General features: G+C 57.5%; 23 protein-coding genes, 1 tRNA gene and 1 pseudogene. 12 read left to right on the forward strand and 13 right to left on the reverse strand.

What is annotated here, in order from left to right:
• Nucleotides 1-6: 6 nt before the first annotated feature.
• On the reverse strand, nt 7-1,197 hold the full coding sequence (locus CFBP5473_RS04400) for an efflux RND transporter periplasmic adaptor subunit (RefSeq protein ID WP_027675741.1): 1,191 nt from the start codon (nt 1,195-1,197) through the stop codon (nt 7-9).
• Nucleotides 1,198-1,657: 460 nt separating this feature from the next.
• Here CFBP5473_RS04400 and CFBP5473_RS04405 point away from each other — a divergent pair, with 460 nt between their 5' ends.
• Together CFBP5473_RS04405 and CFBP5473_RS04410 are read left to right on the forward strand one after the other, a co-directional pair.
• Complete coding sequence (locus CFBP5473_RS04405; RefSeq protein ID WP_027675740.1) at nt 1,658-2,308, forward strand: TetR family transcriptional regulator C-terminal domain-containing protein; 651 nt, start codon at nt 1,658-1,660, stop codon at nt 2,306-2,308.
• Between the two features lie 230 nt (nt 2,309-2,538).
• Nucleotides 2,539-2,844 (forward strand): annotated as a pseudogene (locus CFBP5473_RS04410) (DUF2325 domain-containing protein); the annotation flags it as partial.
• 9 nt (nt 2,845-2,853) lie between these two features.
• Here the strand turns inward: CFBP5473_RS04410 and CFBP5473_RS04415 are convergent.
• The 3 genes from CFBP5473_RS04415 to CFBP5473_RS04425 all read right to left on the reverse strand — a co-directional run bounded on the left by CFBP5473_RS04415 (nt 2,854) and on the right by CFBP5473_RS04425 (nt 5,146).
• A complete protein-coding gene (locus CFBP5473_RS04415) occupies nt 2,854-3,222 on the reverse strand; it encodes a DUF423 domain-containing protein (protein ID WP_027675738.1) in 369 nt (122 codons plus the stop codon).
• On the reverse strand, nt 3,219-3,620 hold the full coding sequence (locus tag CFBP5473_RS04420) for a group II truncated hemoglobin (RefSeq protein ID WP_027675737.1): 402 nt from the start codon (nt 3,618-3,620) through the stop codon (nt 3,219-3,221). Before CFBP5473_RS04420 ends, CFBP5473_RS04415 begins: the two co-directional genes overlap by 4 nt.
• Before the next feature lie 110 nt (nt 3,621-3,730).
• Nucleotides 3,731-5,146, reverse strand: coding sequence for a phosphomannomutase (locus CFBP5473_RS04425; protein WP_027675736.1), 1,416 nt, complete (start codon nt 5,144-5,146; stop codon nt 3,731-3,733).
• Nucleotides 5,147-5,360: 214 nt separating this feature from the next.
• Here CFBP5473_RS04425 and CFBP5473_RS04430 point away from each other — a divergent pair, with 214 nt between their 5' ends.
• The gene (locus CFBP5473_RS04430) at nt 5,361-5,570 is read left to right on the forward strand and encodes a hypothetical protein (RefSeq protein WP_027675735.1); all 210 of its coding nucleotides are present in this window, start codon (nt 5,361-5,363) and stop codon (nt 5,568-5,570) included.
• Here the strand turns inward: CFBP5473_RS04430 and CFBP5473_RS04435 are convergent.
• From CFBP5473_RS04435 to CFBP5473_RS04445, 3 genes are read right to left on the reverse strand one after another with little or no spacing between them, the layout of a single operon-like run.
• Nucleotides 5,543-6,100, reverse strand: coding sequence for a hypothetical protein (locus CFBP5473_RS04435; RefSeq protein WP_037171044.1), 558 nt, complete (start codon nt 6,098-6,100; stop codon nt 5,543-5,545). The genes CFBP5473_RS04430 and CFBP5473_RS04435 overlap by 28 nt on opposite strands.
• Complete coding sequence (locus CFBP5473_RS04440) at nt 6,097-7,128, reverse strand: SAM-dependent methyltransferase (protein ID WP_027675734.1); 1,032 nt, start codon at nt 7,126-7,128, stop codon at nt 6,097-6,099. Before CFBP5473_RS04440 ends, CFBP5473_RS04435 begins: the two co-directional genes overlap by 4 nt.
• A gap of 1 nt (nt 7,129) precedes the next feature.
• A complete protein-coding gene (locus CFBP5473_RS04445) occupies nt 7,130-7,918 on the reverse strand; it encodes a DUF1295 domain-containing protein (RefSeq protein ID WP_106389409.1) in 789 nt (262 codons plus the stop codon).
• A 178-nt stretch (nt 7,919-8,096) separates the two neighbouring features.
• Here CFBP5473_RS04445 and CFBP5473_RS04450 point away from each other — a divergent pair, with 178 nt between their 5' ends.
• The 3 genes from CFBP5473_RS04450 to CFBP5473_RS04460 all read left to right on the forward strand — a co-directional run bounded on the left by CFBP5473_RS04450 (nt 8,097) and on the right by CFBP5473_RS04460 (nt 9,988).
• A complete protein-coding gene (locus CFBP5473_RS04450; RefSeq protein WP_106389408.1) occupies nt 8,097-8,468 on the forward strand; it encodes a DUF2147 domain-containing protein in 372 nt (123 codons plus the stop codon).
• Between the two features lie 14 nt (nt 8,469-8,482).
• Nucleotides 8,483-8,899, forward strand: coding sequence for a DUF2177 family protein (locus tag CFBP5473_RS04455; RefSeq protein ID WP_027675731.1), 417 nt, complete (start codon nt 8,483-8,485; stop codon nt 8,897-8,899).
• An 81-nt stretch (nt 8,900-8,980) separates the two neighbouring features.
• The gene (locus tag CFBP5473_RS04460; protein ID WP_027675730.1) at nt 8,981-9,988 is read left to right on the forward strand and encodes an alpha/beta fold hydrolase; all 1,008 of its coding nucleotides are present in this window, start codon (nt 8,981-8,983) and stop codon (nt 9,986-9,988) included.
• Between the two features lie 31 nt (nt 9,989-10,019).
• On the opposite strand, the gene CFBP5473_RS04465 is transcribed toward CFBP5473_RS04460, so the two are convergent.
• Nucleotides 10,020-10,096: transfer RNA gene (locus CFBP5473_RS04465), tRNA-Arg, on the reverse strand.
• Nucleotides 10,097-10,566: 470 nt separating this feature from the next.
• Between CFBP5473_RS04465 and CFBP5473_RS04470 the strand changes: the two genes are divergently transcribed.
• The gene (locus CFBP5473_RS04470) at nt 10,567-11,076 is read left to right on the forward strand and encodes a MarR family winged helix-turn-helix transcriptional regulator (RefSeq protein ID WP_027675729.1); all 510 of its coding nucleotides are present in this window, start codon (nt 10,567-10,569) and stop codon (nt 11,074-11,076) included.
• A 75-nt stretch (nt 11,077-11,151) separates the two neighbouring features.
• Here the strand turns inward: CFBP5473_RS04470 and CFBP5473_RS04475 are convergent, their stop codons facing one another.
• The 3 genes from CFBP5473_RS04475 to xylF all read right to left on the reverse strand — a co-directional run bounded on the left by CFBP5473_RS04475 (nt 11,152) and on the right by xylF (nt 14,385).
• Nucleotides 11,152-11,934 carry an ATP-binding cassette domain-containing protein gene (locus CFBP5473_RS04475; RefSeq protein WP_027675728.1) on the reverse strand — a complete coding sequence of 261 codons (783 nt, stop codon included), beginning with the start codon at nt 11,932-11,934 and terminating at the stop codon, nt 11,152-11,154.
• An 18-nt stretch (nt 11,935-11,952) separates the two neighbouring features.
• Entirely contained in the window at nt 11,953-13,266 is a 1,314-nt protein-coding gene (locus tag CFBP5473_RS04480) for a sugar ABC transporter permease (RefSeq protein ID WP_027675727.1), read from the reverse strand.
• 78 nt (nt 13,267-13,344) lie between these two features.
• Complete coding sequence (gene xylF, locus CFBP5473_RS04485) at nt 13,345-14,385, reverse strand: D-xylose ABC transporter substrate-binding protein (protein WP_027675726.1); 1,041 nt, start codon at nt 14,383-14,385, stop codon at nt 13,345-13,347.
• Between the two features lie 234 nt (nt 14,386-14,619).
• Between xylF and CFBP5473_RS04490 the strand changes: the two genes are divergently transcribed.
• A complete protein-coding gene (locus tag CFBP5473_RS04490) occupies nt 14,620-15,849 on the forward strand; it encodes an ROK family transcriptional regulator (protein ID WP_027675724.1) in 1,230 nt (409 codons plus the stop codon).
• A 29-nt stretch (nt 15,850-15,878) separates the two neighbouring features.
• Nucleotides 15,879-16,109: a hypothetical protein gene (locus CFBP5473_RS04495; RefSeq protein WP_027675723.1), complete on the forward strand. Its 231-nt coding sequence runs from the start codon at nt 15,879-15,881 to the stop codon at nt 16,107-16,109.
• Here the strand turns inward: CFBP5473_RS04495 and CFBP5473_RS04500 are convergent, their stop codons facing one another.
• Both CFBP5473_RS04500 and CFBP5473_RS04505 read right to left on the reverse strand, forming a co-directional pair.
• A complete protein-coding gene (locus CFBP5473_RS04500) occupies nt 16,110-16,562 on the reverse strand; it encodes a hypothetical protein (RefSeq protein ID WP_027675722.1) in 453 nt (150 codons plus the stop codon).
• A gap of 80 nt (nt 16,563-16,642) precedes the next feature.
• Nucleotides 16,643-17,629, reverse strand: a complete 987-nt coding sequence (locus CFBP5473_RS04505) for a LysR family transcriptional regulator (protein ID WP_027675721.1) — start codon at nt 17,627-17,629, stop codon at nt 16,643-16,645.
• A gap of 270 nt (nt 17,630-17,899) precedes the next feature.
• On the opposite strand from CFBP5473_RS04505, the gene chvE reads away from it, so the two are divergent.
• The 3 genes from chvE (at nt 17,900) to gguB (ending at nt 21,784) form a co-directional block, all read left to right on the forward strand.
• Complete coding sequence (gene chvE / locus CFBP5473_RS04510) at nt 17,900-18,964, forward strand: sugar ABC transporter substrate-binding protein ChvE (protein ID WP_027675720.1); 1,065 nt, start codon at nt 17,900-17,902, stop codon at nt 18,962-18,964.
• Nucleotides 18,965-19,052: 88 nt separating this feature from the next.
• On the forward strand, nt 19,053-20,588 hold the full coding sequence (gene gguA / locus CFBP5473_RS04515; RefSeq protein ID WP_027675719.1) for a sugar ABC transporter ATP-binding protein GguA: 1,536 nt from the start codon (nt 19,053-19,055) through the stop codon (nt 20,586-20,588).
• The gene (gene gguB, locus CFBP5473_RS04520; protein ID WP_027675718.1) at nt 20,588-21,784 is read left to right on the forward strand and encodes a sugar ABC transporter permease GguB; all 1,197 of its coding nucleotides are present in this window, start codon (nt 20,588-20,590) and stop codon (nt 21,782-21,784) included. The genes gguA and gguB overlap by 1 nt, the downstream gene beginning before the upstream one ends.
• Nucleotides 21,785-21,848: the final 64 nt, after the last annotated feature.

A 21,848-nucleotide genomic window follows, 5' to 3' on the forward strand; every position in this document is an offset into this window, starting at 1 on the left:
CCTCAGTCAGTTCGAGGCTGCGGCAACAGCCGGGACCGGGTTGATCTTATCACCATCGCGCACGAAGGCGCCCGCTTTTTCAACGACCATCTCGCCTGCTGCAAGACCGCTCGTAATTTCCACGAAGCCGCCATCCTGAGTGCCGGTTTCGATCTTCACCTGCTTGACGACGCCGTTTTCCACCTTTCGCGTGGTGGAGCCATCGCGACCGGAGGTAACGGCTGAAAGCGGCAGGGCAAGCGCATTGGTGGACGCGACGATGACATCGGCGCTGGCATACATGCCCGCACGGGCAGGGCTATCGACAGGAAGAACGATGTGGACTGAGCCGAGACGCGTCGTCGGATCGACGGTAGGCGAGACGATGCGCACGGTGCCCTCGATCTTCTGGCGTCCTCCGGCAACCGTCAGGCTGGCTTTCTGGCCAACCTTTATCTTCTGGATATCTGTCTCGGAAAGATCGGCGACGAGTTCGATTGCGCCGTCCTTGATGACGGTAAAGAGAGGGTTGCCGGAACCGCTGGCAATGGCGCCGACGCGGGCGTTCTTGGCGGAAATGATGCCGGCGACCGGCGTCTTGACCCCGGTGCGCGCCAGTTTCAGATCGATATCCTCGATCTGCGCATCGACCACCTTGATATCGGCTTCGCCCACCGTCACGGCCTGTTTCGATGCCTGAAGCCGGGCCTGCGCCACATCTGCCGCCGCTGCCGTCTGCTCCACCTGGGAAACGGAGCCGGAGCCGGATTTGCCGAGACGCGCGGCGCGATCTCTCTGACGAATGGCATCATCCAGATTGGCCTGCGCCTCGATGACCTGCGCCTTGTTCTGCGCAACGCCCGCTTCCGCCTTGGCGCGATTGGCTTCCAGCTGGCTTTTCTGAAGCAGAAGGCTGTCCTTCGAGAGCTCCGCCAGAACCTCGCCAGCTTCGACCTTATCGCCGATATCGACGTTCAGCCTGTCGACCGCAAGGCCATCCACCTGCGGCTGGACGTAAATTTCATCGACGGGCCGGATCGTGCCCGTGGCGACAACACGGTCGACCAGATCACGCGTTTTTGCTTCCGTCACGACGATTGCGGGCAGGTTATGCCGGGTGGCCTGTGCGGGCTCTCCCTCCGCATGGGACATGCCCGGCATGAAGGCTGCCGAAAGAAGAAGGGCGGTAAAACCGAGTAGCGATGAAATGCGCTGCATATACGTGTCCGTCCAAGGTCATTCGCGCGATCTTCATGCGCCCCCGGCGCAGCAGATGCTGGCGATATTAAATGCGGTAACGGTTAGACACTCTTAATGACTTCGCGTTGATCTACGTCACGTCGCCTATAACGTGACGAATGCTCCAGCGGATTGCTTTCTCCCAATCGCAAATCTGTAAGAGTTCTGCTGACGCGAAATGTAAATCCGGCTCCTGCATATTTCAATACGTGTAACCAACGCTGCGGATATACATTTTTGTATAGTGGAATGATGTTTTCGCCATGCGCCAAGTCGCGTAACCGATAAATCTCGACGCTGTTGTTGGAAGCGTGGGTGACGAAGGATTTTATCAACCGGTAAACAAGACCAAATTCCCGAATGTGGTTGAAGGAATTCCGCCGGTGCAGCACGATGCAATACCTGATTTCTAAAAGCATTACTCGCAGAGAGACGCCTCATGCCGACACCCAGAGCAGCAAAGACCCGGAAGCGGACGCGCATTCAGGAAAAAAAGGAAGAGGATATTCTGGAGGCCGCGCTCGACATGTTTTCCGCCAACGGCTTTCGCGGAACGACAATCGATCAGATCGCCGAGGTGGCGGGCATGTCTAAGCCGAATGTGCTGTATTATTTCCGCACCAAGGAGGCGATGCATCGCGCCCTGATCGAGCGGGTGCTGGATACGTGGCTGGACCCGCTGCGCGCTTTCGATGCGCATGGAAATCCGGAAGCGGAAATCCGCTCCTATATTCGCCGCAAGCTGGAAATGGCGCGCGATTTTCCGCGTGAGAGCCGTCTGTTCGCCAATGAGATATTGCAGGGTGCGCCGCATATCGAAGATGAGTTGAAGGGGCCGCTGAAGCAGCTGGTCGATGAGAAGGCGGAGGTTATCCGTGCCTGGGCCAAGGCCGGGATGATTGCCAAATGCGATCCCTATCACCTGATCTTCTCCATCTGGGCCACCACGCAGCACTATGCCGACTTCGATGTTCAGGTAAAGGCGGTACTGGGGCTTGATAATGCGGGAGAGGGCCGCTTCGATGATGCGGCGCGTTTTCTCGAGCAGCTGTTCATGGGCGGTTTGAAGATCTCGCCATCCTCGCTTTAGCATTAAAAGATATCATCCACATAAAACATGAGGGTGATCATCAACTTTATTCTTTACTCTAAAACTCATCTTTATTATCGTGCTCGCGAAAGAACCGGATAAAGCGGTTTGCAACGACAAGGTGAGGCATGGCGCGGAAAGAGAAAAAGAAGGCAGTGCGGAACGGCAGGCAGGATAGTCGCCCATCGGTGGCGGAGCAGTCCGTTCAGCAGCAGGCAGCTTCCGGGCCCAAAAGCTTTCTCTATGTCGGCGGTCGCGATTGCCAGGTCGCGCATCTTCGCCAGATTGCCAGCAATTTCGATGCGGAACTGATCCATCACGATGGCGGCCTTCGCGAAGCGGTTTCGCGTATCGACACGCTTTTGCCCTCGGTGGATTGCGTGTTCTGCCCCATCGACTGTATCAGCCATGACGCGTGTCTTCGCGTCAAATCCGGCTGCAAGAAGTTCGGCAAGACCTTCATTCCGCTGCGCAATGGCAGCAAGTCCAGCCTTGAGCGGGCGTTGCAGACGATGAACGAGCGCGCCGCGAACTGATACTGGATATTACTGCCGCGCCGTCTTGAAAAAGGCGGCTGCGGCCAGAACCAGCCAGCCGAAAATCATTCCCAACCCGCCAGCCGGTGCTGCCATCGGGAACAGGCTGTTTCCGGTAAACTGCTTTGAAACAAGGTCTCCGGCAAAAAGTGCCGTGCCCAAGCCCAGCAGAATTGCCGTGGGCAGCGCGGTCCTTATGCGGTCCCAGCCGAGATGAAGGCCGAGCAGGATGGGCGCGTGGGCCAGACACATGGCGGAAGCGTTGCCCAGCATGAAGGTTGCGCCCGTGTGCGTTGCCGCTGCGGCAAGGCCGACGCCCGCTGCGCCCAGAAGGCCGCTCAGCAACAGGGTGGCTGCCTTGAAGATACCTCGGTTCATGCGCTGACCTCCCCTTGATTTTGCATATGAAACGCCAGCCGCTCTATGGGTGCCCAGATGATATCGCGCAGCTTGGGGTTTTCGATCGTCTCGTCCATCGCGCGGCGGAAGCAGAGCAGCCACTCATCGCGCTCGACTGTGCCGATGGGTGCCACGAAGTGGCGCCGCCTCAGCATCGGGTGGCCGTATTTTTCGACATAGACCGGCGGTCCGCCGAGATAGCCCGTCAGGTAATCGTAGAATTTGCTCTCGCTGCCTGAAAGATCCGGCGGGTGAATGGCGCGGCAATTCGAGGCTTCCGGCAGCGTATCCATCAACTCGTAAAAGCGCTTTGTCAGCGCCCGCACGGTCTCATCACCGCCAATGGCGTCGTAAAGCGTGATGGTTTCTTCTGCCAAGGTGCGACATCTCCGTTTGGGACGTTCTGGCGCTTTGCTCATCAAAGCGCAATAACAAACGAAAAGTGCGGCAATTTGCATCGCCGCACCTTGATGTCGCTCAATCGCGATCAGCCGAAATTGCGGATCAGCTCCAGTCCCTGATGAAGCAGCGCATCCGCCTCGTCTTCATTCGCGGCCTCCACATAGCAGCGCATCTCCGGGGCGTTGCCGGAAGGGCGGAAGTGGATGGTGTTGCCATTGGCAAGCGTTACGCGCAGACCATCGATGTCGCTGGTATTCTTGACCGCGCCGACAGGCTGGAGAAACTGTTCCAGATTGGTGCGGGAAGACCGCAGGTGGTCCATCAGGGCCGCACTTTTCTCCTGCGCGAAGTTCTGCAGGCGATCAGCCGCCGCGACAGGAAGATGATAGGCGGCGGCGATCTCGGACAGCTTCTTGCGCTGCGTTGCCTTCAATTGCATGACCGCGAGAATGGGTAGGAAGCAATCGCGCGTGGGCAGCGGTGCGATGGTCTTGCCGTGCAGCGTGAAGGGCGTCGCGGTCAGGAAGCCACCATTGGCCTCGAAGCCGATGATGCCGTTTTTTCCCTCCGACAGCGCTTCCGCCATGCCCGCGATGACGAAAGGCGAGCCGACTTTCGTGCGGGTTACACTGAATTCGCCCGCCGCTTCGATGCCGGAGTTGGAGGTAACGGGCGTTACGACCACGCCAGCCTTGAGGAAGTTGGCCGTGATCAGGCCCAGCAGATCGCCGCGCAAAGGCGTGCCGGTTTCATCGGCCAGCAGCGGGCGGTCTCCGTCGCCATCGGCGGATACGATTGCATCCAGCCCGTGTTCCGGCGCCCATCCTTTAAGCTTTTCCAGCGTTTCCGGGGAAACTGCTTCCGTATCGACAGGGATGAAAGTGTCGGAGCGGCCAAGTGCCACGACCTCTGCGCCATAATGCGCCAGCACATCCGCGAACAGATCACGCGCAACGGTGCTGTGCTGGTAGACGCCGATCTTCAACCCGTTGAGGGCGTTGGCAGGCAGAAGCCCGATATTGCGTTCGTAAAACAGCTCGAGCGCCTCGGCGGCACGGCTCTCGGCCTCGCCGTCCGTTTCCTGAAAATCTTCCTTTTCGATTGCCCGCGCCAGATCGGCGATTGCAAGCTCATCCTGCTTGTCGATCTCGCCATCGGGACGATAAAACTTGATGCCGTTGCGATCTGCAGGAATGTGGGAGCCGGTGACCATCAGCGCCGCGGCATCGAGGGAAAGGCCGTAGAGCGCGAGTGCCGGCGTCGGCAGCGCGCCACAATCCAGCGGCTTCAACCCTGCGGCCTTCAGCGCGCCGATGCAGCTTTCGGCAATGGCAGGGCTGGAATCGCGAAAGTCCCGTCCGATCAAGATAGGGTCGCCTTCTTTCGCAAGGCCAGCGTTGAGAAGATGGCGTGCAAATGCTGTTGCATAAACGGCGGAAGCCTTTCCCTTCAAATCCTCCGAAAGCCCGCGCAGACCGCTCGTTCCAAACTTCAGACTCATATGAAAAGCTCCTTATGCTGAATATTATCGACGGCTTTGAAAAAGCCCAACCGACACCATAACGCAGAAAAAGCGCCATTGATCCCCGAAAAGCTGGTTCAAGGTGGTATTCCATTGCCGTCTCAGTCTCAAGCACGGTTGCGCCTGTGCGCCATGGGTCGACTCTGCAAGGTGCCCGCTGTATTCCCTGCCGTAAATGATGAAGGGATATGAAATGGAAACTGTATCGATCGACAATCGCGGCGACTTCGGCCTCTGGGCCATCGAACGCGCCAAGGTCATCATTGCCGTAGAGGCATCAGCGCTGGCAATTGCCGCGCGCGAAGGCAAGGAAGAAGACATTCGCGAGGCTGCCAATGCACTCGGCGCAGAAATTTCGGCAGCGCTTCTCGAAGTCTACGACGGTCTCGTGCCGGAAGAGTGATCCGCACCGCGAATGCCGGAATAGCGGAGCGCGATGAATGCAGTTAGGCAGGCGACCGCAAAAGCGTTGAGATTGAAGAGCTTCGCAAGGTCTTGCGCGCTCCAAACATGGAGCGCATCACCAGCCAAATAGCGTGTGGTGAGAAAACCGGCAAAGACAAAGCCCGTCAGGCCGATCTGCCATAATTTCTCGGTTGCCCGAAAGGACAAGGCCACCAGCATGATGCAGGCGGCGAAGAAAAGCTCAGTGCCGGAGGCCGTGCCGAACAGCCTGGTTTCGAACACCGTATCCACCGTTCCGATAACCGGCAGGGCAATCCGCGCAGCAAGCGGTGATTTTTTGGCAATGAAGGGGATGGCGAGAAAGAACGGCATGGAGAGCACGCTCCACCACGCCGCTTCCACGCCATTGCCGACGATCCACCAGATCGTCGGCGGATAGAACGGCTTGTTGGCGACGATGACCCAGGCCACCGTCACGCTTGCCGCCGTCAATGCATCGAGCTCTCCCCTTTGAGTCGGGTCGCTCATCTGTCTGAAGGCTTCAGCAGATAATGCCCAACGCCCCAGACCTGACCCTTGTCATGGCCGAAGAGCCCGGCGGTTGCGAGGAAAAACAGTCTCCAGCGACGGTGCCAGAGCATGGCATCCTTGCCATAGACCTCGTTTAGAATGGGCATGATCCGCCCGGATTCACGGTCGAAATTCGCCAGCCAATCCATGGCCGTGCGGCGATAATGCGTGCCGGACCAGCGCCATTCAGCCTCCACCTGATAGATGTCTTCAAAGCGGTGCGCCAGATCATGCGCTGGCATGATGCCGCCGGTGAAGAAGTGGTGGGCGATCCAGTCTGCCGGGTTGTTCTGGTCGAACCGATAAGAACGGTTCTTGTGGGTGAAGACGTGGATGAACAGCCGCCCATCCGCCTTCAGCCAGCTTTTGGTGCGCTCAAAAAGCGCGCGCCAGTTGGACATGTGCTCGAACATTTCCACCGAGACTATCCGGTCATAACTGCTTGCCGGGGAGAAATCATTCATGTCTGCCGTAATGACCGTCAGGTTGGTAACCCCCTGCCGCTCGGCTTCGCCAACGATATAGGCGCGCTGCGAGGATGAATTGGAGACGGAGGTGATACGGGCATTCGGGAACTGACGGGCGAGATAGAGCGACAGCGAGCCCCAGCCACAGCCAAGCTCCAGAATGTCCATGCCGTCATAAATATCCGCGTGCTTCACCGTTTCCGCCAAAGCAGCCGTTTCGGCATCGGCAAGCGTCGTCGTGTCGCTGGGATAATAGCAGCAGGAATATTTCCGCTGCGGCCCAAGCACCAGCGAAAAGAACTCGGCAGGCACTTCATAATGTTGGCGATTGGCTTCGTCCGTATGGGTTGCCACCGGAAAATCCGCCATATCGCGGGCGAATGCCAGTTCTTCCTCGTGCGGCACTTTCTCAAGCCGCCGCTTGGTGCGGTTGCAGAGGAAATCGATGCCGGTCAATGTCAGACTGTCGGAAAGCGGTGCCTTCTCCGCCGTGTTGATGGCGAATGCCAACATATTCATGTCATGCCTCCTCTTTTCGTGGTCCGGGGAAAAATGCGTTGACGCGTCGCTGCAATGCGCGGAACTTCTCGCCGCGAGATCGCAGCATATGGTCTTCCAGCGGTGGGATGCCGGATGCATGGACGAGCAGCCAGTACATCAGCACGGGTGCAAGAAGTGCGGCCCAGGCGAAAGGCGAGGGGCCGGTCAGCGCCAGAAGCGGCCATGCGCACCAGTAAAGCCACTCGAAAAAGTAATTGGGATGGCGGGAATAGCGCCAGAAACCTTCCTCGCAAATCTCGGTCTTCGCTTCCGGCTTCCTGCGGAAGCGGGCCAACTGCCGGTCCGAGATCGCCTCACCAGCCAGCGCCGCCAGCGCAAGACCAATCGCAACGATATCGAATATTCTGGGGAAGGTGGCCGTGTTGGAAGCGGCCAGATAGATGGCGACAACGAGAATAAGCCCTGCAAGCGCCTGAATCTGAAGGAACATGAACAGGCGCTTTGCGGCATTCTTGCCCCATTCCTCGACCAGCTTCGCATAGCGCGGATCCTCGCCGCCGCCTCTCGTTCTCGAACCGATATGGCTGCCAAGCCGGATCGACCAGATGGCGATGAGGAGGAATGCGGCCAGCCGCCGCTCCGGCGTGCCTGCGGAAATGACAATGGCTGCCACGCCACCAAGGCCGACAGCGAAAGACCATATCGTATCGATCCAGCCGCTGGCACCCGTGCGGCGCTGCACGGCCCAGGCAGCCGTCATGGCCAAGGAAAGGCCAATGGCAATCAGAAACAAGAAGAGCACATCCATAGACTGTCGCTTCCCATGATCAAAACCGGTTTCTGTCCAGTCTACGGAGCATTTCAGCAAGCGGTTTGATGAGACAAGAAAAAAACTTGTCTCCGTTTCTTGGGTGATCCGAATAAGCCGTCTCTGCGTTGTTGTTTCCAGCAGATGCGGAGGATGCGTGTTCTTGGAGGAAATGCGGATGAAAACGGTTCTGAAACTGGCGCTCGCTGCCCTTGCTTTCAGCGGAGGCTCAGCCTTGGCGCAGGATATCAACGGGCAATGGGCACGCGGCGATGGCAATGCCAAAGTCCAGATCGCGCCCTGCGGCTCTGATACTTGCGCCATCAACACATGGATCAAGCCCGGCACGCCGAAGGAAAAGACGGGCGACAAGCTGGTCATGAGCATCAAGCCCACATCCGATGGTGAATATTCCGGCACGGCTTTCGATCCCCAGCGTGATCTCACCTATAAGCTGACCGTATCCGTAAAAGGCGATAGCATGACCACGAAGGGATGCGTTCTCGCTGGCATCGTCTGCAAGGGCGTCAGCTGGACGCGCACAAATTAGGACTGAGAGATCATATGAAACGCTTCGTCATCGCCTATCTCGCCACCATGGTTTTCTTCCTGGCAATCGATGCCATATGGCTGAGCACGATGGCGGACCTGCTTTATCGCCCGCTCCTGGGCGATCTGCTCGCGCCTCAATTCCGGCTTGCACCGGCAGTTCTCTTCTACCTTATTTACTGTGCCGCACTGACCTATTTCGCCGTGCTGCCGGGGCTGGACCATCGGCGTTTGTCACTTGCATTGCGCAACGGTGCTTTCTTCGGTTTCGCCGCTTACGGAACCTACGATCTCACCAATCAGGCAACGCTGGTCACATGGCCCACGACATTGACGATTGCCGATCTCATCTGGGGTTCGGTTCTTTCCGCCGCCACGGCCCTTTGTGCCTGCTGGCTGACGGGAAGATTGCATGGGCGTAGCGACCATTGATGAACCCGGCCATCCGCGTCTTGCGTCTCCAGGTGGCCGGGTTCAAAACATCACATGAAATCCACCTGCCGCAGGACAATCATGCCAAACAGCCTCCTTCCCATTCTCGGAACCATACTTGCTGTGGGAATGAGCGCTGCCGCGCTTGCGGCTGACAAGGAGCCGCCGAAGGGTGAAGTCAAGATCGATGTCGGTGGCTTCAAACTCAACAGCCTGCTTCTGCCGCCCAAGAAGAATGCGGATTTACCGCCCATCGTCTTCATCCATGGCGCAAGTACGAGCCTTTACGATCCCCTCTATGCCTTCCGCGAACCGCTGGAGGGCCGGGCCACCCTTCTTTTTGTCGACAGGCCGGGACACGGGCTCTCCGATATCGGACCGAAGGAAAATGTGCTGCCGGATGCGCAGGCCGATGCGATTGCGCGACTCATGGAAAAGCGCGGCATTCCCAAAGCCATCATCGTTGGCCACTCCTTCGGCGGTGCAATCACCGCCGCATTCGCGCTTCGCCACAGCGATATGGTGGAAGGCTTGATCTTTCTTTCGCCTGCGCTCTACCCGTGGCCGGGTGGCATCAGCTGGTATTACGATGCAGCCCGCGCGCCTGTTGCGGGTATCTTCTTCAGCACCCTCATCGCACCGCCCGCCGGGCTCTTCGCATTGAACACCGCAGTCAAAGGCGTCTTCGCGCCCAACCCTATGCCTTCGGATTACGTCTCCAAGACCAAAGCCTACCGCGCGCTACGCCCGGCTGCCTTTCGCCATAACGCACAGGAGGTGGGCGGCCTGAACGCCTGGGCCAAAATCGCATCCGCCCGCTACAAGGACATCAAAGCCCCAACCATCATCATCGCCGGAGACAAAGACAACGTCGTCTCCACCGAAATCCACTCCAAACATCTCGCCCGCGATATACCAGGCGCCGAACTCATCATCGCCCACAACCTCGGCCACAAATCCGATTTCGTTGCGCGCGATCTGGTGGTCGCCGCGGTTGAGAAAATTGCGGGCAAGAAGCGAAACCTGAAGGCGCTTGCGAAGACGCTGGAGATGAAGATTGCCGGGGATAGCGTTGTTAAAGCGAAATAGCCTGAGCCGATCTGGCATTTCTTAAGGCTAGTGGCGCACCCGACAGGATTCGAACCTGTGACCTTTGGAATCGGAATCCAACACTCTATCCAGCTGAGCTACGGGTGCTGACCGTTTGCGATGTGAATCGCGCTGGTTATGTCTGGTTCTTAACCCAGCTTTCGCATCTCTTCAATGTGTAAATTGCCGTAACGGGAAAACTCGTCTGCCTATTATCTGAACCCAAGAAATCGTCTGTAATATTTCACACTCAATGATTGTGAAGGCGTTTTGAGTGCTGGGAAGGGCGGCGTTTTGGTGGTTGATTGTTGCATGATGGTAGGGCGATTGGCGGTGCGACGCATGATTGAATTTGCGTGGTTTTTGGTCTTCAACTCTGAGATTGTTAAATAAGGCATTGGTTATCAAGGATAATCTTGCCATTGCTGAAGTGTGGCCCTTTTTTGGGCTGGCTATGTCTAAAACAAATTGCCCATGCAAAACTTTACGTCCTTGGTTTAATTGTTATTAAATCTTGTTCTAATAAACATAATTCGGTAAATAACTGTTCTTGTGGGGACGAATCATAGGAGACTGGGATGGCAGTAAGTCTCGCGTTTGAGCATGGCAGGGCTAAGGGTAAATACGTGGAAGCCGAAGATTCGCTGTTGGGGTCGAAGGCTGATATCGACTACTCGATCCTTTCTGAAGCGGTGCTTTATAGGCTTCGGCGGGCACAACTTTCGGTAGTGAATGATTTTAACGAGAGCCTTCTGAAGTTTGGCCTTCGGCCGGCAGATTTTTCCGTGCTGATTGTGGTTGCGAACAATACAGGCCTGAAGCAGAGCGATGTTGCGGAGGCACTTGGCATTCAGCGTGCCAATTTCGTGGCGATCATCGATGGCCTTGAGGAGAAGGGGCTTCTCTCCCGCCGCAGGTCGGAAACCGACCGTCGCGTTCATTATCTGGACATGACGGAAGAGGGGAATGTGACCCTCGACGAGATTCTTCTGATCTGGCGCACCCATGAGGAGAAGCTTGTCGGACGTCTGGGAGGCGAGAAGGCCCGCGATCAGCTCGTCGGGCTGCTGCGCAGAATTCAGGACTGAGTTCTGATCAATGTTCACAAATGAAAAAGCGGTGCTGGAAACGGCACCGCTTTTTGTTTGTTCGCTCGGTCTTTGCTAAACTTTCATGGCTCCGGGCCCCGGTGTCGCTCCCGAGGGAACTTTGCCCAGAATGATCATGCCCAGCACTTCGTCCTTGGTCACATCCTCAGTTCTGGCATGGCCAACGACCTTGCCGTTTTTCATGACGAAGACGCGGTCCGCGAGATCGAAGACGTCGTGGATATCGTGGCTGATCAGGAAAATGCCGAGGCCTTCGCGTTTCAGCTCCTTTACCAGATCGCCGACCTGCGCCGTTTCCTGCGGTCCGAGCGCTGCGGTCGGTTCATCCATGATGAGGATTCGTGCGTCGAAAAGAATGGCGCGGGCAATGGCGACGGATTGGCGCTGGCCGCCAGAGAGTGCTTTTACCGGTTCCTTGAAACGCTTGAAGTTGGGGTTCAGGCGGCCCATCACCTCGCGGGCGGAGGCTTCCATGGCCACATCGTCCAGCGTGCCCCATGGTGTGCGCAACTCGCGCCCGAGATAGAGATTGGCTGCGGCGTCGACATTATCGGCAACTGCAAGCGTCTGGTAGATGGTCTCTATGCCGTATTTCTTGGCGTCACGCGGATTGCGGATATCCGCATCCTCGCCATTGATCAGAATATCGCCTTCATCGCGCCTGTAAGCGCCGGAGAGGATTTTGATCAGCGTGGATTTGCCCGCGCCATTATGGCCGAGCAGAGCCACGACTTCGCCGCGATGGAGATCGACCGAGGCGTTTTCGACCGCGTGAATGCCGCCAAAGGAGATGGAAATATTGCGCATTTCCACGAGCGGAGTGGATTGGTCCGTCATATCGCAAACTCCTTGTTCTTACTTTGCGCGTGCGCGATAGATGGTGTCGAGCCAGACGGCGACGACGAGCACGATGCCAACGACGATGCGCTGGAACGGTGTGTCGATGCCCATCAGAACCATGCCGGATTGAAGCGACTGCATGACGAGGGCGCCGAGCATGGCGCCTGCAATGGTGCCGACTCCGCCTGCCAGCGAGGTGCCGCCGATGACTGCCGCTGCGATGGTATAGAGTTCATCCAGTTCGCCCTGCGCATTGGTTGCCGCATTCAGGCGTGCCGTTGAGATGGCGGCGGCAATGGCGCAGAGAACGCCCATCAGGGTGAAAATCTTGACCGTGACCCAACGGGTCTTGATGCCCGCAAGTTCAGCCGCTTCCGGGTTGCCGCCGATGGCAAACACATAGCGACCGAAGCGCAGGCGCGTGGCGATGAAGGTCATCACTGCGCCAACGGCAAGCGCCATCAGAACGGGTATGGCGATACCATGCGCAATGAACAGGCCGCCATCCGGCCATGCAATGCCGTTGGCATCCGCATAATTGCGGGCAATGTTGATTGGCCATGGGTAGCTGTTGACCACGGCCACCGCGCCGATGACGATGGCGCAGCCCAGCGCCGTCAGCACATATTCCGCCCACATGGGCCTCAGCGGAAAGCCGAAGCGGCGGCGCTGCCTGCGGGAATTGAGAATGACGAGCACGATCAGCACGCAGGCGATGGCGCCGACGATCCAGCTCCATGTCGCGCCGATGGAGCCCGCGGTGCCGCCGCCCATCAGCCGGAAAGTGGAATCCATCGGGGCGACGGTGCGACCGCTGGTGATGAACCATGTGCCGCCGCGCCACACCAGCAACCCGCCCAGCGTGACGATGAAGGAGGGGACATTGAGGAAGGCGATGATCGAGCCCTGCAGCATGCCGATGGCGCCGCCGACGCATATGCCGACAGCCAGCGTCACGATCCACGTTGCCCAATGTTCGAAGCCAAGCAACTGAGGCAGGATTTCTGCCTGCATCACGCCCATGATCATGCCGGAAAAGCCGAGAATGGAGCCGACGGAAAGATCGATATTGCGGGTGACGATGACCAGAACCATGCCCGTTGCCATGACGGCCACGGAGGAGGTCTGGACGGAAAGATTCCACAGGTTTCGCGGCGTCAGAAACAGGCCGCCGGACAGAATATCGAAACCGATCCATATAAGAAGGAGTGCGCCGACCATGCCGAGCAGGCGCGTATCCAGCTCCGTTGCATTGATGAAGCGGGAAATGGAGCTTGTTCGGCTTTCTTTTGGCCTGGATGAAGAATTGCTATGCGTGATTTCGGCCATGATCCGCCGTCCCTCCCACGTCTAAATAGCGCCGCGGTGTTTATGCACCGCAGCGCCTTGCATCATCTTGGATGACTATCAGTTGCAGGCCTTGACGGACCCTGCCTTCACGCCCTGGCAAGCCGTTTCCTTCTTGATCCAGCCTGCATCGATCACGACGTTGAGATTATCCTTGGCGATGGCGATGGGCTTGAGGAAAACGGATTCCATCTTAACCTTTTTCGGGCCACCGTCGAAGGTCGTCACACCCTTGATCTCGGTCATCTTCTTGCCGCCGGCAAGCTCGAGCGCGATTGTTGCGGCTTCCTTGCCGAGTTCACGGCTGTCCTTCCAGACGGACACCGTCTGCGTGCCAAGAGCAACGCGGTTCAGCGCGGCAAAGTCCGCATCCTGACCGGAGACCGGAACGGAACCGGCAAGGCCTTGTGCAGCAAGCGCTGCGATTGCGCCACCGGCGGTACCGTCATTCGAAGCGACGACGGCGTCCACCTTGTTGTTGTTCTTGGTCAGAAACTGCTCCATGTTCTTCTGGGCATTTTCCGGCTTCCAGCCATCGGTATAGGCTTCGCCGACATTCTTGATCTTGCCCGAATCCATCGCTGCCTTGAGTACTTCCTTCTGGCCTGCAAACAGGAAGTCCGCATTCGGATCGGAAGACGAGCCCTTGATGAAGACGTAGTTGCCTTCCGGCTTTACCTTGAACACTTCCTGCGCCTGAAGGCGACCGACTTCCTTATTGTCGAAGGTGATGTAGAAGGCATCCTTGTTTTCGATCAGGCGGTCATAGCCCACGACCGGAATACCTTCGGCCACGGCCTTTTCAACGGCAGGGCCGATGGCATCGCTATCCTGCGCCAGAATGATCAGGGCGTTTGCGCCCTGCGCAATCAGCGACTCGACATCGGTCAGCTGCTTTGCGGCAGAAGACTGCGCATCGGCGGAAATGTATTTGGCGCCTGCCTTTTCAAGGGCTGCCTTGATGGCGGCTTCGTCGGTTTTCCAGCGTTCTTCCTGAAAATTGGACCAGGAAACGCCAACCACCTTATCGGCGGCATGGGCAGCGGTGTGCAGCGAAACGAGCAAAGCCGTTCCTGCCAGAAGCTTGGCAAAAGAATTCATGATGTCCTCCCGGGTGACGGCAGATGCGTTGCACCTCCATGCAGCCGCAAATGCCAGAAAACCTGCCGATCCAATGCCCCAGACATTTTTTCTCGACAGTCGAGAAATTAAATGGCAGAGATTTTCGGGGCTGTCAACCGCAGGTGGATGGAGCATTTCGTCCGGTTTCGATAAGCGCACCCTAAGGGCGCTTTAGATGTTTCGGATGAGGAAACGTGAAGGAATGAACAAGCCATGTCGGCCATAGCGAGCACGGAGCTCGTCCGGCAACAGAACAGCCTGCGCGTTCTGAACGCGCTGCGTCGCCATGGCAATCTGTCGCATACCGATATGTCGTCTCTGACGGGGCTTGCTTCCGCCACCGTTTCCGCGATTACGGCGGAGCTTGAGCGTGCCCAGATCATCGAGCGCACCGAGCAGCAGGCGGCATCGGGCAGGGGGCGTCCGCGTGTTCTGTTCCAGCCAAACCGAAGTTTCGGCTATATTGCCGTCGTCGTCATCTCGTCGGATGCGGCGCAGTATTCGCTGGTGGATTTCACCGGTAATCTGCTGGATCGTTTCATCGAAACGCGAACGAATGACAGCCTGAAGGATTTCGGACAGACGGTCAGCGAAGGCGTTTTGCGCCTCGCTGCCCGGTCGAAGATCGCGAACGACGCCATTCTGCACATATCGATCAGCAGCAAGGGTTTGGTCGATCCGCAGAGCGCAACACTTCTCTGGTCTCCCGTGCTGGGCGAACGGCAGGTCCGGTTCGGCAAAGTGCTGGCCGAGCAGTTTCACGCACCCGTGGCGCTCTATAACGAAACGCTGCTGGTGGCGGAAGCGCTCTGGATCCGCGCCGCACAGACCGGCGGGCAGGGAAGGGCGCTTGCCGCACTTTCACTCGGTCACAGCATTGGTTTGGGCATTGCACGGCAAGGTTCCGGTGGCGGAGTGGATGTGACGGCGCCGAATTTCGGGCATATGCTGCATATTCCAGAGGGCGCATTGTGCCGCTGTGGAGCAAGGGGCTGTATCGAGGCCTATTGCGGCTTTTACGGCCTGTTGCGCACGGCCTTCGAAGTGCCGATCAACACCATCCCGGCGAAATTCGTGCCTGTTGCGGAGGTGGAGAAGATCGCGGCTTCGGCACGGTCCGGCAACCGCATGGCGGCCTTCGCTTTCCGTCAGGCCGGTCTTGCGCTGGGCAACGGTCTTTCGCGTCTTTTCAGCCTTCATGGCAATATGCCGGTTTTCATCACCGGTCCCGGAACGCGGTTCTACGATTTGTTGAAGGCGGGCATTCATGAGGGGATGGCTCAGACCAGCGCGGTGCGTTTGGGCGGCTTGCCGGAGATCACAATCGAGTTGGATGAGCCTTCGCTGGTCTTTGATGGCCATATGGGGCTTGCATTGTCGCGGCTGGATGAAGATATCGTCACCGCTGGCATTACAGCGACTGCTTCTTCCGCCATCGGTTAGCGGTGGGCAGGGTGGCAAAGGGAGACAACATGCTTTTCATCGATACGAGCCACCCGATCTATCGCCCGCTCTGGGCGCGTCTGCTGATCGTCGGTTTCTGCTCGGCCTGGGCCGTGGTGGAATTCGTCAATAACCAGATATTCTGGGCAACGGTGGTCGGCGGCGTGGCGGTTTATTCCGCCTATGTTCTGCTGATCGCCTTCAAGCCAGCGGCACCGAAGCCCGAAGAGGCAACCCCACCGCCATCCGAAGAGGACTGATCATTTTCCCAGAAGCCTGATGGCTTGATCGATCAGCAGATTGGCCGCCGTCATGCGCAGATTGGCATTGTGCCTGAACGCGGGGCTGATCGTATCGGGATGATTGAGGCGGGCAAAGGCCCGCCTTTTCTCGCTCAGGCTTTCCAGCGTGTCCTTCTCGCTGATCGCAAGCTCATCGGAGACGTCCGAAAGCGATGTGCGGCCAAGATATTCCGGCATCGTCTCCGGCTCAGGCTCTGCCTCGAGGGGTTTCGGCACATCGTCCAGAAGGTCGAGATAGAATTCCAACGGGCGGTTTGCGGGCTCCACGTCCTGCTTTGCGGTTTCGAACAGCGTGCCGGGGCTGAATGGCCTTGCCGTAAAGGCCGGGGCCGGTTCTTCAACGGCCACGTCTTCGGCCTCACGCTCCAGGCGTGCGACGACGGATTGAAAGACGGATTGGCCAAAAAGCATATCGCTCCGCTGTATTAGGTTCGAATCAAGCCGAGGCTTGCTCGAATTGCATCACGGTAAAATTGCCTCGGGCTGGAGCCTCAAGAGACTTTGCGGCTTTCTTCCAGCACAAGGTCATAGAGAAGCTGCGCGCTTGGCGGCAGCACACGGTCCTTGGCCGTCAACAGGCTGTAGGGTTTTACGCTGAGCTCGAAATCCGTCGGCAGAATACGGATATCGCCCATGGGCGCGTGCTGGCCGGACAAAAACTCCGCCATTTCATAGGCAAGCGGCGCAATCGCGTGGGTCTTGCTGACGATGGCGAGGGTCAGCACGATCGATGGCGTGTTGATGATGTTGCGGGGAAGGGCGACGCCCTGCGATAGAAACACGTCTTCCATGGTTCGCCGCAAAAGCGTGCCCGGCGGCTGGAATACCCAGTCATAGCCCGACAGATCCTCAAGCCGCGCTGGCGGATTGGCGAGAAGCGGATGCCCTTTGCCCACAAGAAGACAGGCCCGTTCGATGCCGATCTCATGCGCGTTGAACAGGGAAGGATCGAGATCGTCCGGGATGCGACCGATGACGAAATCGTGCCGCGCGGCCAAGAGTTCGCGCGCCAGAATATTGCTGGTTTCCACCTGAACGCTGATTTCGATGCCGGGATAGGTGTCCATCGCTTTTCGAAGCGCCGGAACCACCATGCTGATCGCAGGCGCCGTAACGGAGCCGATGAAAACGGAGCCACCGCTGCCGGATTTCATCTGCGCAAGCTCGCGACTCGCCTCGCGAAGCTCCAGAAGGATCTTTTTCGCCCGCTTTGCCAGGGCTTCTCCGAATTTGGTTAACACCACGCCGCGAGACGCCCGCTGGCACAGAGGGCTCTTCACAATGGCTTCCATTTCGGCCAACATGCGGGAAGCGGCAGGTTGCGTCATATTTAGCGCAGCGGCGGCAGCGCTTACCTGGCCGTGTTCTTCTATCATCACAAGCATGCGTAAATGCGTCATTTTCAGGCCTGCGCGCAACAATGGGTTGTCTTCCGTCAGCGCAAGGAAGTCGCCCAAATCCGTTCCATCGCGTTCCATTCGAAACCCCTCCTGCATGCTTGCGAAAACGTGAAAGAAATTTGTATCGATTTAATATATCAAAAATGATATAGGAAAAGTGATATATTCTATTTGACAGTTATATAGATTCAGAACAGTTTGCGCCTTGTGCCGGGGAGGAGCGGTGAAAGACGGATTGTGTTTTTATGGTCCGTTCGAGTAAGCTCAACTTCTCAATATCCGGACATGGATTTGAAGGCGGCTTGTAAGGATACAAACGCCGTAAAAGGGTTCCAAGGGAGAGAGTTCATGAAATCCATCATTTCGCTGGTTGCTGCCTGTGCAATCGGCGCTGCAGCTTTTGCAGCCCCAGTCTTCGCGCAGGACAAGGGCACCGTCGGCATCGCAATGCCAACGAAGTCTTCCGCTCGCTGGATCGACGACGGCAACAACATCGTCAAGCAGCTGAAGGACGCAGGTTACGAAACCGATCTGCAGTACGCAGACGACGATATTCCGAACCAGCTTTCCCAGATCGAAAACATGGTCACCAAGGGCGTCAAGGTCCTGGTTATCGCTTCGATCGACGGCACGACGCTGTCGGACGTTCTCAAGCAGGCTGGCTCGCAGGGCATCAAGGTCATCGCTTATGACCGTCTGATCCGCAACAGCGGCGACGTTTCCTACTACGCAACCTTCGACAACTTCCAGGTCGGCGTTCTGCAGGCAACTTCCATCGTCGACAAGCTCGGCCTGAAGGATGGCAAGGGTCCGTTCAACATCGAACTGTTCGGCGGTTCGCCAGACGACAACAACGCCTTCTTCTTCTACGATGGCGCAATGTCCGTTCTGAAGCCTTACATCGACAGCGGCAAGTTGGTGATCAAGTCCGGCCAGCAGGGCATGGACAAGGTCGGTACGCTGCGTTGGGATCCTGCAACGGCCCAGGCTCGTATGGATAACCTTCTCTCCGCTTACTACACCGATGCAAAGGTTGACGCTGTTCTGTCTCCTTACGATGGCATCTCCATCGGCATCATCTCCTCGCTCAAGGGCGTAGGTTATGGTTCCAAGGACCAGCCGCTGCCGGTCGTTTCCGGTCAGGACGCTGAAGTGCCTTCCGTCAAGTCCATTCTGGCTGGCGAACAGTACTCCACCATCTTCAAGGACACCCGCGAACTCGCCAAGGTTACCGTCAACATGGTCAACGCCGTGATGCAGGGCAAAGAGCCTGAAGTCAACGACACCAAGACCTACGAAAACGGCGTCAAGGTTGTTCCGTCCTACCTCCTGAAGCCGGTTGCCGTAACCAAGGAAAACGTCAAGCAGGTTCTGGTTGACAGCGGTTACTACAAAGAAGACCAGCTGAAGTAATATTCCATGATCGTGGCGGGGAGGGACGTTTCGTGCCTCCCCGTTTACCCAAATAAGAACGCCGGATGTTACGGCGCTGGATTGTGATATGGACAATACCATTCTCGAAATGCGGAACATCACCAAGACGTTTCCGGGCGTGAAAGCGCTGGAAAACGTGAACCTCAAGGTTCGTCAGGGTGAAATACACGCGCTCGTCGGCGAGAATGGCGCGGGAAAGTCGACCCTCATGAAGGTCCTTTCCGGCGTTTATCCCGCTGGCACATTTGACGGAGAAATTCACTACGAAGGTGCGCAGCGCAACTTCCGCGCCATCAACGACAGTGAAGACATCGGCATCATCATCATTCACCAGGAGCTGGCTCTCGTTCCGCTTCTGTCGATTGCCGAAAACATTTTCCTCGGAAACGAAGTCGCCCAGAACGGTGTCATCAGCTGGCAGCAGACCTTCAATCGCACGCGTGAGCTGCTGAAGAAGGTCGGTCTGAAGGAATCGCCGGAAACCCTCATCACCGATATCGGTGTCGGCAAGCAGCAGCTGGTGGAAATCGCCAAGGCTCTGTCCAAGAGCGTGAAGCTGCTGATCCTCGATGAGCCGACGGCATCGCTGAACGAAAGCGATTCCGAGGCGTTGCTGAACCTCCTCATGGAGTTCCGCAATCAGGGACTGACATCGATCATCATCACCCACAAGCTGAACGAAGTCCGCAAGGTTGCCGACCAGATCACGGTTCTGCGTGACGGCATGACGGTCAAGACGCTCGACTGTCACAAGGAAGAGATCAGCGAAGACGTCATCATTCGCAACATGGTCGGTCGCGATCTCGAGGATCGCTATCCGCCGCGCGATGTGCCGATTGGCGAAACCATCTTCGAAGTGAAGAACTGGAACGCCTATCACCAGCATCACCGCGACCGCCAGATGCTGCATGACATCAACGTCAATGTCCGCAAGGGCGAGGTTGTCGGTATTGCCGGGCTGATGGGCGCAGGCCGCACCGAATTCGCCATGAGCGTGTTCGGAAAGTCCTACGGTCACAAGATCACCGGCGATGTCCTTATTCACGGCAAGCCTGTCGACGTCAGCACAGTGCGCAAGGCAATCGATGCGGGTCTGGCCTATGTGACGGAAGACCGCAAGCATCTCGGTCTCGTGCTGAACGACAACATTCTGCACAACACCACGCTTGCCAATCTCGCGGGCGTCTCGTCTGCCAGCGTCATCGACGACATCAAGGAAATGAAGGTCGCCACGGATTATCGAAAGCGCCTGCGCATTCGCTCTTCCGGCATCTTCCAGGAAACGGTCAACCTTTCGGGCGGCAACCAGCAGAAGGTCGTGCTGTCGAAGTGGCTGTTCTCCAATCCTGACGTCCTCATTCTGGATGAGCCGACGCGCGGTATCGACGTCGGTGCCAAGTACGAAATCTACACTATTATCAACCAGCTTGCCGCCGATGGTAAGGGCGTTCTGATGATCTCTTCGGAGATGCCTGAACTGCTCGGCAATTGCGACCGCATCTACGTGATGAACGAAGGACGCATTGTCGCCGAATTGCCGAAGGGAGAGGCGAGCCAGGAAAGTATCATGCGCGCTATCATGCGCTCAGGGGAGAAGAACTGATGAGTTCGACCAACACAACCACCGAAGAGAGCAACGTCGTCTCGGTCAGCTCGTATATCCGGTCCAACATCCGTGAATACGGCATGCTGATCGCGCTCGTCGCCATCATGCTCTTCTTCCAGTTCTATACGGGCGGTATTCTCTTCCGTCCGGTCAACCTGACCAACCTCGTGCTGCAGAACTCGTTCATCGTCATCATGGCGCTGGGCATGCTGCTCGTCATCGTGGCGGGGCATATCGACCTTTCCGTTGGCTCCATCGTCGCCTTCGTCGGCGCTATAGCGGCCATTTTGACCGTGCAATGGGGCATGAACCCGCTGCTGGCCGCGATCATCTGCCTCGTCGTCGGCGGCATTATCGGTGCTGCACAGGGTTACTGGATCGCCTATCACCGCATCCCGTCCTTCATCGTGACGCTGGCTGGCATGCTCGTTTTCCGCGGCCTGACGCTCTTCGTCCTTGGTGGCAAGAACATCGGCCCGTTCCCGACGGACTTTCAGGTCATCAGCACCGGCTTCCTGCCGGATATCGGTGGCATCGAAGGCCTGAACACGACGTCTCTGATCCTGACCATCGCGATCACGGTCGTCCTGTTCTTCCTCGCATGGCGTCGTCGCCAGGTGAATGTCAGCCACGGTATCGATGTCGAGCCCACAGGTTTCTTCATCGTCCAGAATTTGCTGATTTCCGCAGCAATCCTGTTCCTCGGCTATCAGCTGTCGACCTATCGCGGCCTGCCGAACGTTCTCATCGTCATGCTGGTGCTGATTGCGCTTTACAGCTTCGTCACGCGCCGCACGACCATTGGTCGCCGCGTTTACGCGATGGGCGGTAACGAGAAGGCTACCAAGCTTTCGGGCATCAATACCGAACGCCTCAGCTTCCTGACCTTCGTCAACATGGGCGTGCTTGCAGGTCTTGCCGGCATGATCATTGCGACGCGTCTGAACTCGGCAACGCCGAAGGCCGGTGTCGGCTTCGAGCTGGACGTGATCGCGGCCTGCTTCATCGGCGGTGCTTCCGCTTCCGGCGGCGTGGGCAAGATCACCGGTGCGGTCATCGGCGCGTTCATCATGGGCGTCATGAACAACGGCATGTCGATCGTCGGCCTCGGCATCGACTTCCAGCAGATGGTCAAGGGCCTCGTGCTGCTCGCTGCCGTGTTCTTCGACGTCTACAACAAGAACAAGGGCTGATCCTTCCGGGGTTGCCGACAGTTTTGAAACGATAATAAGTGGCCGGTTTCCGGCCACTTCCATG

It is taken from the genome of Agrobacterium larrymoorei (assembly GCF_005145045.1).
GTDB lineage: Bacteria > Pseudomonadota > Alphaproteobacteria > Rhizobiales > Rhizobiaceae > Agrobacterium > Agrobacterium larrymoorei.

Bases quoted from the DNA above. Each gene is read 5' to 3' on its own strand.
- CFBP5473_RS04400 (WP_027675741.1), bottom strand. From the start codon at position 1,197: ATGCAGCGCATTTCATCGCTACTCGGTTTTACCGCCCTTCTTCTTTCG.
- CFBP5473_RS04405 (WP_027675740.1), top strand. From the start codon at position 1,658: ATGCCGACACCCAGAGCAGCAAAGACCCGGAAGCGGACGCGCATTCAG.
- CFBP5473_RS04415 (WP_027675738.1), bottom strand. From the start codon at position 3,222: ATGAACCGAGGTATCTTCAAGGCAGCCACCCTGTTGCTGAGCGGCCTT.
- CFBP5473_RS04425 (WP_027675736.1), bottom strand. From the start codon at position 5,146: ATGAGTCTGAAGTTTGGAACGAGCGGTCTGCGCGGGCTTTCGGAGGAT.
- CFBP5473_RS04430 (WP_027675735.1), top strand. From the start codon at position 5,361: ATGGAAACTGTATCGATCGACAATCGCGGCGACTTCGGCCTCTGGGCC.
- CFBP5473_RS04435 (WP_037171044.1), bottom strand. From the start codon at position 6,100: ATGAGCGACCCGACTCAAAGGGGAGAGCTCGATGCATTGACGGCGGCA.
- CFBP5473_RS04440 (WP_027675734.1), bottom strand. From the start codon at position 7,128: ATGAATATGTTGGCATTCGCCATCAACACGGCGGAGAAGGCACCGCTT.
- CFBP5473_RS04445 (WP_106389409.1), bottom strand. From the start codon at position 7,918: ATGGATGTGCTCTTCTTGTTTCTGATTGCCATTGGCCTTTCCTTGGCC.
- CFBP5473_RS04450 (WP_106389408.1), top strand. From the start codon at position 8,097: ATGAAAACGGTTCTGAAACTGGCGCTCGCTGCCCTTGCTTTCAGCGGA.
- CFBP5473_RS04455 (WP_027675731.1), top strand. From the start codon at position 8,483: ATGAAACGCTTCGTCATCGCCTATCTCGCCACCATGGTTTTCTTCCTG.
- CFBP5473_RS04460 (WP_027675730.1), top strand. From the start codon at position 8,981: ATGCCAAACAGCCTCCTTCCCATTCTCGGAACCATACTTGCTGTGGGA.
- CFBP5473_RS04470 (WP_027675729.1), top strand. From the start codon at position 10,567: ATGGCAGTAAGTCTCGCGTTTGAGCATGGCAGGGCTAAGGGTAAATAC.
- CFBP5473_RS04475 (WP_027675728.1), bottom strand. From the start codon at position 11,934: ATGACGGACCAATCCACTCCGCTCGTGGAAATGCGCAATATTTCCATC.
- CFBP5473_RS04480 (WP_027675727.1), bottom strand. From the start codon at position 13,266: ATGGCCGAAATCACGCATAGCAATTCTTCATCCAGGCCAAAAGAAAGC.
- xylF (WP_027675726.1), bottom strand. From the start codon at position 14,385: ATGAATTCTTTTGCCAAGCTTCTGGCAGGAACGGCTTTGCTCGTTTCG.
- CFBP5473_RS04490 (WP_027675724.1), top strand. From the start codon at position 14,620: ATGTCGGCCATAGCGAGCACGGAGCTCGTCCGGCAACAGAACAGCCTG.
- CFBP5473_RS04495 (WP_027675723.1), top strand. From the start codon at position 15,879: ATGCTTTTCATCGATACGAGCCACCCGATCTATCGCCCGCTCTGGGCG.
- CFBP5473_RS04500 (WP_027675722.1), bottom strand. From the start codon at position 16,562: ATGCTTTTTGGCCAATCCGTCTTTCAATCCGTCGTCGCACGCCTGGAG.
- CFBP5473_RS04505 (WP_027675721.1), bottom strand. From the start codon at position 17,629: ATGGAACGCGATGGAACGGATTTGGGCGACTTCCTTGCGCTGACGGAA.
- chvE (WP_027675720.1), top strand. From the start codon at position 17,900: ATGAAATCCATCATTTCGCTGGTTGCTGCCTGTGCAATCGGCGCTGCA.
- gguA (WP_027675719.1), top strand. From the start codon at position 19,053: ATGGACAATACCATTCTCGAAATGCGGAACATCACCAAGACGTTTCCG.
- gguB (WP_027675718.1), top strand. From the start codon at position 20,588: ATGAGTTCGACCAACACAACCACCGAAGAGAGCAACGTCGTCTCGGTC.